Origin of the sequence: Clostridium sp. HCS.1 (genome assembly GCF_047900555.1) — a bacterium.
Lineage (GTDB): Bacteria > Bacillota > Clostridia > Clostridiales > Clostridiaceae > Clostridium.
On record NZ_CP170704.1, the window covers coordinates 3,123,538 to 3,136,059 of the forward strand.

A 12,522-nucleotide genomic window follows, 5' to 3' on the forward strand; every position below is an offset into this window, starting at 1 on the left:
TTTTATATTTAAATTAAAAGTTTTTATAACAATAATAATAACGTATCAGTATTAATATCAAATCTAAAAGCACTAGTAAACTAATATTAAAAAGAAAGTTTTATGCCATTATTTTGTAAATTTCATTATTTATGTAATTATATTCCATAAATAATGTATAATATAAATATACTAATATTAAATAATTGTATCATAATGCAAATTAGTTTTTATTAACAACAATAAAAAATATGAGTAGATATAATTATAAGACACATATGTATGTTTACATTAAAAGATTATAACAAAGGAAAAATATTATTTATTTTTTGAAAGAACAGAAAATCTAAGAGAAATAGATCTAATTAAAAAATTTAACATAGTTAGAATTTGCGCTGCCTGTAGATGAAAGGATAATTAAGAGGGAGGACTAATAATGGGTGATTGTATTTTTTGTAAAATTGTTATAGGAGAGGCTTCAAGTATGAAAGTGTTTGAAGATGAATATACAATTGCATTTATGGACCTGGCAAAAGATGCCGATGGTCATATTCTTGTGATTCCTAAAAAACATTGCAAAAATATTTTGGATTGTGACAACGATACATTAAAATATATTATGAATACTGTAAAAAAAGTTTCGAATCATTTGGTAGAAAATTGCGGATACAATGGAGTTGATTTGTTAAATGCAAATAATGAATCTGCTGGACAAACAGTCCCACATTTTCATATGCATATTATTCCCAGAAAAGAGGGTGATGGCCTTGGTGGTTCCGGTGAATGGCCTAAATTTATCGGAGCAAAATATGAGATAGAATATATGCAAAAGAAACTTATTATTAAATAATTTGTAGAATTGGAGAGAAAGCCATGGATAAATTTTTGTGTGTAATGGCTGGTTTTGATGACCAGACAGAAAAATTTCTACATAGTTTACAAGATAAGTTATATTCAAAAGGATTTGTTGGAAAGCAAACAAAAAATATTCCAATTCATATTACCCTTGGAATGCTTACCTGTGAAAAAGAAGCAGAGCTGGTTGATTTTTTAAAAGGAACTGTTTTCTCCATGAAGTCGCTTGAAGTTGAATTTCATCATATAGGCATTTTTGCAGGTGGTGAAGTATTGTTTGTTGCGCCTGATATCAATAGATATATGTTGGAACTTAAAGAACTATTTGGGAATAGTGCCGGATGGACACCACATGTAACAATGTTGATTGACGATACAGAGATAGTTCTTGAAGCCGAAAGAATAGTACTATCGGAATTTAAAGAATTTGTTGGAAGAGTAGATAAGATTTATTTATATGAGTTTTTTCCTTCACGATATATTGGGTGTTATATGCTTAAGCAATTACCAAATGAATAAATGGTGAATTTTTAACATAAAAAATCACATATGAATTCTAATATGATTTCACATGTGATTTTAATTCCACTTCTTACTTCTTCACTATTACTTCTTACCTATTATCTCTTAACTTTTCCCTATTTTATAACTATTTCTTCTCCTTCTGCATCTACTACAACATGTGAGCCATATCCAATATCTCCTTTAATAATTAATCTAGCTAAATTATTTTCTAAGGTATTTTGAATATATCTCTTTAATGGTCTAGCACCGTATACTGGATCATAACCTTCTCTTGCCATAATTGTCTTAGCTTCATCAGTTACATCAATAGTTATATTTCTTTCCTTTAACCTTCCTGATATTTCTTCTAAGAAAATTTCTATTATCTTCTTAATTCCACTTTCAGATAAAGGCTTAAACATAATTATATCGTCTACTCTATTTAGGAATTCAGGCTTAAATCTTAGCTTCATTTCATTCATAACTTCGCTTCTAATTTCTGGATCTATAGTATCTTCACTCTTATTATCTAAAAGATAGCTACTACCTATATTAGAAGTCATAATTATAATAGTATTTTTAAAATCTACAGTTTTTCCTTTATTATCAGTTAATCTACCATCATCTAAGATTTGTAAGAAGATATTAAATACATCTTCATGAGCCTTTTCAATTTCATCAAATAGTATTACACTATATGGATTTCTTCTTACTGCCTCTGTAAGTTGACCACCTTCATCATATCCAACATATCCTGGAGGCGCTCCAACTAATCTAGATACTGAATGTTTTTCCATATATTCAGACATATCTATTCTTATTATATTTTCTTCTGAATCAAATAAATTTCTAGCTAATGTCTTAGCAAGTTCTGTCTTACCAACACCAGTTGGTCCTAAGAATATAAATGAACCTATTGGTTTATTAACATCCTTTAAGCCTGCTCTTGCTCTAAGAATAGCATTAGATACTGCAGTTATAGCTTCTTCTTGGCCAATAACTCTCTTTTGAATTTCACTTTCTAATCTTAGAAGCTTTTCTCTTTCCCCTTCTAAAAGATTAGATACTGGAATTCCAGTCCACTTAGAAAGTACCTTAGATACCTCTTCTTCTGTTACCTCTTCTTTTAAAAGAGCTCCTTCATAGTTTTCCTTTACTTCAACTTCTTTTTGCTTTATTTCTTCTTCTAAAGCTGGAATTACACTATATTGAATTTCCGCTGCTTTATTATAGTTATAGTTTCTTTGAGCAGCTTCTAAATCTCCTCTCGCTTCATCTAACTTAGTTTTTAAGTCTTTTAAGTTGACTATTGCATCCTTTTCCTTTTCAAATTTAGCTGTCATAGCATCATTTTCTGCTTTAAGTTCTGCAATATCTTTCTCTAAAGCCTCTAATTTCTTTTTAGATCCTTCATCCTTTTCCTTTGTAAGAGCTTCTTTTTCAATTTCTAATTGGAATAATTTTCTTCTAATATTATCAAGTTCTGTTGGAAGAGAATCTATTTCAGTTCTTATCATAGCACCAGCTTCATCAATTAAATCTATTGCCTTATCTGGTAAAAATCTATCTTGAATATATCTATGTGATAATTTTGCTGCTGCAACTAATGCTGAATCATGAATTCTTATTCCATGATGTATTTCAAATCTTTCTTTTAATCCTCTAAGAATTGATATAGTATCATCAACTGTTGGTTCATCTACTATTACAGGTTGGAATCTTCTTTCTAAAGCCTTATCTTTTTCAATATATTGTCTATATTCATCAAAGGTTGTAGCACCTATACAATGCAATTCTCCTCTTGCAAGTAAAGGCTTAATTAAGTTACCTGCATCCATAGCACCATCAGTTTTACCTGCGCCAACTATTGTGTGAATTTCATCTATAAATAATATTATTCTACCTTCACTACTTTGAACTTCCTTTAATACAGCCTTTAATCTTTCTTCAAATTCACCTCTATATTTAGCTCCAGCTATTAATGAACCCATATCTAGAGAGAATATAACCTTATTCTTTAATCCTTCAGGAACATCTCCTCTAATAATTCTTTCTGCTAATCCTTCTACTATAGCAGTTTTACCAACACCAGGTTCACCAATTAATACAGGGTTATTTTTTGTTCTTCTTGATAGAATTCTAATAGTCCTTCTTATTTCTTCATCTCTACCTATTACAGGATCTAACTTATGCTTTTTAGCAAGGTCTGTTAAGTTAGTACCATATTTACCTAAAGCATCATAGGTTCCTTCAGGATCTTGAGTTTCTACTCTTTGATTTCCTCTTACTTCTTTTAAAACATTCATAAATGTTTTTTTATTAATATTATACTTGTCTAGTATTCTCTTAACTTCTCCATTTTTATCTACTTCAATGATTGCAAGCATAACATGTTCAACACTAATATATGAATCTTCAAATTTCTTAGCTATATTTTCAGCTTTAACTAATACTTCTTCTATTTGCCTAGTAGCATAAACCCCAGATGAGTTAGCACCTTCACCTAAAACCTTTGGCATATTTCCTAAGGCTCTATTTAAATCATCATCTATTGACTTTACACTAACACCCATTTTAGTAAATATATTAGGTATTAGCCCATCCTCTTGTTCTACTAATGCTGTGAATAAGTGTATTAGTTCTACTTGTTGGTGATTAAATTTGACTGCAATCATACTAGCATCATTTAGTGCTTGTTGAACCCTTAATGTCATTTTTTCAATGTTCATGCGCTTCACTCCTTTATACACTACTTAATATATTTATTATAATCTATATTTAATATATTAATACAAAAGTCAAAGAAAGTCAAAGTATATTTTAAAACTTTTAAAACTTTTCTATTTTGCTATAAATAGGATATAATTATATTATTATAACAAAATGAGGTGATTTTTATAAGAAGAGAATATATAGTTTACCCAGCAGACTCTCCTATAAAAATAACATATGCTAACATAAAGGAATATCCAATACATTGGCATAATTCTATTGAAATACTTTATGTTTTAAGAGGAAGCATAAATGTTAATGTAGATACAGATTCCTTTGAAGTATTAGAAAAGGAAATGGAGATAATAAACGTTGATGAAGCACATAGAATTTATAGTGATGAAGATAATAGAGTCTTAATGTTTCATATAGATCCTTCCTTCTTTGAAAAGTATTATAAGGATATAAATAATATTTTCTTTTATACAAATTCCACTGATGATGGTGCTCAAGAAGGGGAAGAATATGATTTACTTAGAAATTTTCTAGCTAAACTTTTATGTGAATCAGTACAAAAGTTAGATGATTTTGATAAAGAAGTAGAATCCTTATTAATAGATTTGCTTTATCATCTTATAAATAATTTTCATTACTTAACTTATGAAAGAGAAGAATTAAAATCTAATACTGAACAATTAGCAAGGTATCATAGAATTTCTAAGTATATATTTAATAATTATGATAGTAATATTACATTACAAGAAATTGCTAAGAAAGAATTTTTAAGCCCTCATTATTTATCTCATGAAATTAAAAATGCAACAGGAAATAGCTTTACTGATTTAGTTAATCAAACTAGAGTTGAAGAATCTGTTAAATTATTATTAGATAGCGACTTAAGTATTTCTGATATTTCAGATGAGGTTGGTTTCTCCCATGTTAGATACTTAAATAAAAATTTTAAAAACTACTATGGATGTACTCCACTTCAATATAGAAAAAAGAATAAATTAACAGAAGAAGAATATGAGAGAAGTAAAAAAATCGAAATTTTAAATCTTGAGGATGCCTTAGAATATCTATCATCAGAATTAGATGATTACGAAAGATTTAATTATGAAAATAAACTATGGAAAATCCATATAAATATGGATGAGAGTCAAGGGGAACTTAACAAGAATTTTAGAGAAATAATAAATTTAGATGATGCCTTCGATTTACTTCTAGAAGATAATAAAGATATCTTAGAAGAAATTCAAGAAGAACTTCACTTTAAATATGTTAGATTAGAAAACATGTTTAATAATGATATGGGGGTTTTCCCTAAAGCTGATTTTTATAACTGGAATAAAGCTAAAAGCATTATTGAATTTTTGGATTATATTGATTTAAAACCTCTTATTTTAATAGATAATCCTAATTTTTCGCTAAAAAAATATAAACATATCCTAAATAGTTTTTTTGAGTATTTTTCAGAAATAGATTATATTGATATAACTGAATTTAAATTTCAATGTACTCCTGTAATAGATAGAAGCTTAAAGACATCCTTATTAGAATTTATATCTAATGAATATAATATAGAGGTTATAGAAGAAGATTTTATTTGTGATAAAAGTTTAAATAAAATTTATGATACAGCTTTTATGCTACCATTTATTATCCATAACACAATCTTTAATAAAAATTCATTAAGCTTTTTAAGAGCTTTTGATGTTTTAGAAAAAGAAATAAGCTTAACAAACGAGGTATTTATAGGTGCTCCTGGTTTAGTAAATGATATGGGAATAAGAAAACCATCTTATTACGCCTATTACTTACTAAGTAAATTAGGTGATGAAATTGTTACTATAGATAATGGATTAATAGTTACTAAAAAGGATGATGAGTATTGTATACTATTGTATTCTTATACAGATGAACTTGAAGAATTACAAAGCTTCGAAAATATCTTTACTAAACGTGGTAAAAGGAAAATTTATAAAAAGAAAATATCTTTAAATATTGAAAATATAAAAAAATCTTCTAGGATAATAACTTATGAAATAAGCGAAAAAATCGGTTCTTCTTATAACTATTGGCTATCTATGGGATCTCCAGATAGATTAAATAAAGAAGAAAAAGAAATATTACACAAAGCATCCTTCCCTAAAATAGAATTTAGTTATTCTAAGAAAAATACAATTTTAAATATTATTACTGAATTAAAGGGATATGATGCTAAGCTTATCCTAATTAAGAACATTAAATAGATAAATATTATAAGCAAAAGTACAAAGATACAACTTTTTAGTGTTTCTTTGTACTTTTTTATATATTGGAAATTTTGTAAATAACTTAAATGTACTTAAAACTAAACATTTAAGTCAATGCATTCTAATGAGTTAACAAGTATAATTTAAACATAAGTGATTAAGTTAAAAGATTAGAAAGGGTTGATTTTAGTGAGAGGATTATTTTTCGTACCAAGCGTATTATCAAAATATTCATTAGCCAATATAATATCATCATTTTTCCATCCAAATAAAAAGTAATTATAGTTTAAAAAACATTAAAATATTTATGAGTATATATGTATAAATACCATTATAATTGAAAGCTCATAAAGAAGTTAACACAATATTTAACTTCTTTATGAGCTTTTATTTTTATAATCAGTATATATTATTTCTCTAGCTTCATAGCCAATGTAAAGTATTTTAAAGAATCTTTTACATCCCCTAATTTATAATACATTTCACCCATATCAAGATATCTTTCATGTCTTTTTTCTTTGTTAGCGAACTTAAACAAGGAATCTAGTGAAAGGTTCATATACATTTCTGCTTGAACATATAGTTCTTTCTTTTGAAGTATCATACCCTTTAAATAATATGCTTCTTCAATTAATACTATATCATTAGTATCAATTGCTGAATTTAAAGCTCTGTCCGTAATTTCATAGGCAATATCATATTCCTTATTTTCATAAAGAGTTTTAACACATTTATTTAAGAATCTAACATATTTCTTCTCATCAATTGTTGGGAATAAATCTATTCCTTCCATAATTTCTTCAATTGCCTTTTCCCTGTTGTTTACATAAAAATAGCTTTCTCCAGTTTTACCTTTAGCAATTGCTAATACTGATAATTTTTCTTTCTTATACTTATAAGCTAAATTTATGTATTTATCATATTCATCCTTATTTAACCTTATGCAAACAATTGCAAAGCTATGATAAATATCTCCTTTATCTAGATCCTTCTCAATATTATCTACATATTTTAAAGCTTCCTTTAAAATATCATAAGCCTTTTCTAATTGTCCTAACTTTTCAAAGGATTTCCCTTCTCTATAGCAAATATAAGCATAATCTGCTTTATTAAAGTTCTTCTTATTTTTAATAATTGATCTTGCTCTACTAAAGTAATTTATAGCTTCATTATAATCCTCTATACTATAAAAGAAGGTTGCCATATCTACGTAATAGGTAATAGTGTTTTCGGGAGTATTGTTCTTTTGATATAAATCATAATATTGTGATATGATTAATTGTATATTCTCAACCCTATTTTTTCTAACATAATAATTAAATAACTTATGAATTAATTCAAAGGCCAAATCATTATAAGAATAGTCTAAAGCATAATTTAAATTATGATTTATAACATTATCCATTTCTTCATCTGGAACTAATCCTCTATTGATTAGTTTTAAATTGCTTGTTATTTGTTCTTCTACATCTCTTACCAAATAATCATAATCAAGTCCAAGCTTTTCTGATATATATTCTAGAATATCCTTATCCGCTTTAATTTTTCCATTTTCTATGCAACTCATTTTAGATATAGAAACTTTATTTCCGCATAATTCTTTTAAAGTTATTCCTTGATATACCCTAGCCCTTTTAATTTTTTCTCCAGTTGATAATATTTCCATTTAAATCCCCCGCCTGAATTAGTTTTTAAGTATTCCTAACTTCCTAAAAATATTAACTCCCTCATCTAAATACTTAGCTGCCTCTACTTCTTTCTTATTATCTATATAGTACTTTCCTATCATTATTGCTAATTGCCCTGCTTGTTTTTGTAAATTATTCTTCTTAGCTAAATCATAAGTATCAAGTAAAACATATTCCGCTTCCTTAAATAATTCCTTAAGAATATAAATTCTATACCATAGTAAATTCAATTCTATTAGATTTTCTATATCTCCTTCTTCTAGGTAAGAAGTTATTTCTATAAGTATGTCTTCACATTTTGAAATATCCTTTAATTTAATATAATTCTCACAAATATTCATTAAAGTATTAACTACCTTACAATCATTTCTTCTTATTCTAATATCCTTAGATATTTCATAATGCTTGAAGGATTCTTCAATGTTTTCAAATTCATAGAATAATTTCCCCAAATTATTTTCTATTTCAGATATATTATTCAACTCATCTAATTCTTTATACACTTCTAAAGTTTTTTGAGAATATTTAATAGCATTTGCTAAATCACCTTGCTTATTATACTCTTCTGATAATAATAATAAGGTCTTAGCATATTCTTCCCTATTTCTAACTTGTTCAAACTTACTCTTTGCTAAAAATGAATAATTCATAGCTCTAGAAATATCTTCTATATTGAAATAAGCTTGTGCCAGATAATAATATATTTCACCTAGTAAAAAGTCATCTCCAATATTGTTATCTAAGTAGACCTTTTCAGCTTGTCTTAAATAACTGCTAGCTGAATGAAAAGCTTTTTGTTTTAAAGTTATTTCTCCTAAGTTTAAAAATGTGTTTATTATTTCTTCATAATTATTTTTTTTAATAAAGATAACATTTGATGATAAGAAAAATTGTTGTGCTAAAGTATATTCACCTTTAGATTTACATATTTGAGCTCTTAAATATATAATTTTTGCCTTTCTATACTCTAAATTATATTTTTCAACATAATATAAAGCGTTTTCTATATATTTTTCTCCAGTAATGTAATCTCCAGATAAAATATATGATTCAGCAATTTGCTCATAGTAAACACTTATCTTTTCAGCTTGTGTCTCTTCCGATTCCATTAAGTACTCAACTGAAGTTTGTAAAGCTCCTGCTAAATATTCAAGTAGATCCATAGAAGGATTAGATCGTCCTGATTCCACCAAGCTGATTTGTCCTGGAGTAATTCTATCTCCAGCTAAATCCTTTAGAGTCATATCTAACTCTTTACGTCTTCTTTTTATTTTTTCTCCTAATGCAAGAATCTCCATCATTACTCTTCCTTTTCATACCCATATATTAATATTATTAACTTTTCCTATTATTTTAAATTATATCATAATTTAACCAATTTTAATAGTAATTCTCCATATAATAAACCTATTAATTTGCTTTTTTCGTCAAATTATAATATAAATAATAATATTTTCTTATTTTTTCCTTTTAAATATTATATCATTAAACTAAATAAAAGCACTAATAATTTGAAATTTTTTTCCATAAAGTTAATTTAATTATAAAAAAAATGAGATAAGAATATAATGCTAGTATGCTTTTTATTCTTTAAGTCATACTAACACTATATTTTTATCTCTTATATCCAAAGGAAATACTTCCTTACATATTCAGAATTATTCAGTTTTAATTTATATGATGATATTTCTTATCTCATATATCCAATCATCATATCACAAGCATCTTCAGCCATATTCATAGCTCTTCTGCCTACTCTTTTTAAGTTTCTTTGAGTTTTTCTATCTAATTGTGGTAACATAACAGCAGTTACTGCAACTCCTAATACAGCTCCTGCTACCATTCCTTTAATAATCCTTAACATAACATCACCTCATAAACATTATTTTAACTTTATTATTTGTATTTTTTAATCTTATATTCATGAAATGATTTTTATAATTATTTTTTAATTTCTTTATTTAAAAGATATTCTGCATAGCTTAAAATATCCTTTTGCTTTTCTTTTGGTAGTTTTCTTAGGACTTCTCTTAGGCTGCATATTATTTCTTCTGTTTCTTCATTATTATCTAAAGCTATCTCTTCTTTATCTAAAGTTTCTATAATAATGGAATTATCCGTAGGAATAATATTAAATTCTCTATCTTTAGCTATATTTTTAAGGTTTTCTTTAACTAAAGCATTAGAAACATATACTTTATTACTTCCAAGATATTTATAAAACTCGTTACTAGATTCAATATTTAAAGCTTCCTTACATTTTTCATCTGCAATTTCATTATATAAATCTCCAGTATGACTATCTACCTTAACGAAAATCACTTCAATTCCACTATCAATTAAGCTTTTCATCTTATTATGATAGGCTACTGATGATTGATCTTTTCTTTCCCAAAAGCCAGTAGCATGATGAGCTATTCCCGCATAGTCATGAAAAATAACTACTCTATTTTCCTTTTTCTTTAAAGCATATTCTACACCTTTAACTGTAGCCTCTAACTCTCCAGCAATTTGTCTTATTGCTTTGTTAGAATTATCTTCACTTCTGCCATTTTCTACATACTCTATTACATTATCTTTCACAGCTACTAAAGCATAAGCATATCTTTCCGTTGATATATTATAACTTCCATCTACATATATATGTAAGCAATCCATGGGATAACTATCTACACCTTTTTTTAACATGCCATCCCCTTTGGATAAAAATGCCTTAGCTTCATTAATATCTTCAAAGCTTTTATATTTAGCACCTTTAACACCTTTTATATACATTTGACATTCTGCCCATGTATCTACTATTAAATTTTCAACTTTTTCATTTGTATTAAAATTAAAGCCTTCCTTAATTGCATAAACTTTTTTTGCCATTTATAATACTCCTTGTCTTCTTTTATAATGACACAATTTCCTCAATAAAGTTGTAAATCTTCTCTACATTTCTAGCACCTGTGAAGTTTACCACATATTCAATAGAGTTTCTTAATACAAAAACAATATCATTTTTACCTTCCCAATTTTCTAAAACTACTTGAACTGGTACATCAGATATAACTCTTTCTAGTGCAAAAAATGCAACTGCTATTTCATCTACCTTTCCTATAAAAGGTATTTTATCTGGTATTATATCCCTTGGGAATGCAGTATATGCTATAGCAGCTGAAATAATAATTTTTGTTTTTGTAGAAACCCTTTTATCTTTTAATAATCTATATAATAAAGCTGCCATATCTGGAACTATAAATAAATAATCACTATAAGTTTTTATTTTTTTAGGAAGTTTTTCTACTGCAAAATTTCTTCCTCTACTATAATGATCCTTTACTTTCACTATATTTTCTTCAATTAATTCAAAATCTTCTTTTGATTCAGATTGTTTTTTTTTATCTTCTTCACCTAATGGATTTTCTTTTATTAGTGTACCCTTTATTGAAAGATTTATATTAGATACATCAATATTTATAAGGTCTTGAGTAAAGTATATATCTGATATATCTAAATCAATATATGGAACATCCTTTAATAAATATTTAATATTTATTACTACTTTTCCATCCTTATAGCTTATCCCTTTTTCTTCAAGAGATTTTAATGCAAACTTTAATGCAGCCTTTCTTGCTATTGAGAATATCTTTAATTTAGCTACCTTAACGAAGGAAACTTCTCCATGTACTATTCCATCTTCTACTCTACTAAGCTTAACACCAACTGCAAAGTTAATAGTTATACCCTTAGTAAAACTTCCATATAGTCTTATTTCATCCTCTATTTCAATTTTTTGTAGATTTAAACCCTCTACATTTACAAATTCATTTGCCATACTTAATAAATCTAAACCTGATAAGGCTACTTTAACACTTGAAATATTCATTCATATCTACCTCCCATTAATAAATTAATTATGCATTGATATAAAACTTTAAATTAGATCCTATTATATAAAGAAACTTGTCCTTTATATATACATCTTCTATAATTGCTTCATACTTATCTAAGTCAATCACAATATCTTTTCCTTTTATACTAAGTTGTTCTTCGCCAATGATTTTAACTACTGATTTTAAAACTATATTGCTGATTCCCTTTAACATACCTAATTTATCTATATTTATGTCTTTAGTACCAATAACTATTTTGTTATCGTAAAAACTTTTTATATAGAGGTTGCCACTAAATTTACTATTTATTTTACTAAATATATTTCCTGAAAAACTTATGCCCTCATTTATTTCTATATGGGTTATCTCTATCCCCTTATCTTTGCTTTTTGAATTAACTAACTTAGTAATATCCATTGATGATAACACAGTTGAATAAAGCAATTTTATTATCTCTCCTTATATATTACTTATTAAAATCATTAGTCTAATCAGTCAGCTATTTTATTAAAGTATACACTATTTACATAAAATTTAAAAGATATCTTTTATTTTAGCATATATTCCAACACTTACATAGGAATAATCTAGGTTATTAAGTGGACTAATTTTTTTAAAATGCTAAAATATTTTTGATAATTAATCTTCTTT

10 protein-coding genes are annotated in these 12,522 nt (G+C 26.6%); 3 read left to right on the forward strand and 7 right to left on the reverse strand.

All coding sequences use genetic code 11. The annotated features are described in order from the left end of the window. The first annotated feature begins 415 nt into the window (after nucleotides 1–415). Both ACFYH6_RS14940 and ACFYH6_RS14945 read left to right on the forward strand, forming a co-directional pair. Nucleotides 416–829: an HIT family protein gene (locus ACFYH6_RS14940; protein ID WP_416180126.1), complete on the forward strand. Its 414-nt coding sequence runs from the start codon at nucleotides 416–418 to the stop codon at nucleotides 827–829. Nucleotides 830–852: 23 nt separating this feature from the next. Then, a complete protein-coding gene (locus ACFYH6_RS14945) occupies nucleotides 853–1,353 on the forward strand; it encodes a 2'-5' RNA ligase family protein (protein ID WP_416180125.1) in 501 nt (166 codons plus the stop codon). Nucleotides 1,354–1,472: 119 nt separating this feature from the next. On the opposite strand, the gene clpB is transcribed toward ACFYH6_RS14945, so the two are convergent. Continuing rightward, nucleotides 1,473–4,067, reverse strand: a complete 2,595-nt coding sequence (clpB, locus tag ACFYH6_RS14950) for an ATP-dependent chaperone ClpB (RefSeq protein WP_416180124.1) — start codon at nucleotides 4,065–4,067, stop codon at nucleotides 1,473–1,475. Between the two features lie 168 nt (nucleotides 4,068–4,235). On the opposite strand from clpB, the gene ACFYH6_RS14955 reads away from it, so the two are divergent. Continuing rightward, nucleotides 4,236–6,302: a helix-turn-helix domain-containing protein gene (locus tag ACFYH6_RS14955; protein ID WP_316342252.1), complete on the forward strand. Its 2,067-nt coding sequence runs from the start codon at nucleotides 4,236–4,238 to the stop codon at nucleotides 6,300–6,302. 412 nt (nucleotides 6,303–6,714) lie between these two features. Here the strand turns inward: ACFYH6_RS14955 and ACFYH6_RS14960 are convergent, their stop codons facing one another. The 6 genes from ACFYH6_RS14960 to ACFYH6_RS14985 form a co-directional block, all read right to left on the reverse strand. Then, nucleotides 6,715–7,971: a transcriptional regulator gene (locus tag ACFYH6_RS14960; RefSeq protein ID WP_316342220.1), complete on the reverse strand. Its 1,257-nt coding sequence runs from the start codon at nucleotides 7,969–7,971 to the stop codon at nucleotides 6,715–6,717. 18 nt (nucleotides 7,972–7,989) lie between these two features. Then, nucleotides 7,990–9,291: a helix-turn-helix domain-containing protein gene (locus ACFYH6_RS14965; RefSeq protein ID WP_416180134.1), complete on the reverse strand. Its 1,302-nt coding sequence runs from the start codon at nucleotides 9,289–9,291 to the stop codon at nucleotides 7,990–7,992. 392 nt (nucleotides 9,292–9,683) lie between these two features. Further along, nucleotides 9,684–9,857 carry a YtxH domain-containing protein gene (locus ACFYH6_RS14970; protein ID WP_416180123.1) on the reverse strand — a complete coding sequence of 58 codons (174 nt, stop codon included), beginning with the start codon at nucleotides 9,855–9,857 and terminating at the stop codon, nucleotides 9,684–9,686. Nucleotides 9,858–9,934: 77 nt separating this feature from the next. Continuing rightward, complete coding sequence (locus ACFYH6_RS14975) at nucleotides 9,935–10,864, reverse strand: ribonuclease H family protein (protein WP_316342218.1); 930 nt, start codon at nucleotides 10,862–10,864, stop codon at nucleotides 9,935–9,937. Between the two features lie 22 nt (nucleotides 10,865–10,886). After that, complete coding sequence (locus tag ACFYH6_RS14980) at nucleotides 10,887–11,864, reverse strand: YkvA family protein (protein WP_416180122.1); 978 nt, start codon at nucleotides 11,862–11,864, stop codon at nucleotides 10,887–10,889. Nucleotides 11,865–11,892: 28 nt separating this feature from the next. Next, a complete protein-coding gene (locus ACFYH6_RS14985) occupies nucleotides 11,893–12,315 on the reverse strand; it encodes a hypothetical protein (protein WP_416180121.1) in 423 nt (140 codons plus the stop codon). Between the last annotated feature and the right edge of the window lie 207 nt (nucleotides 12,316–12,522).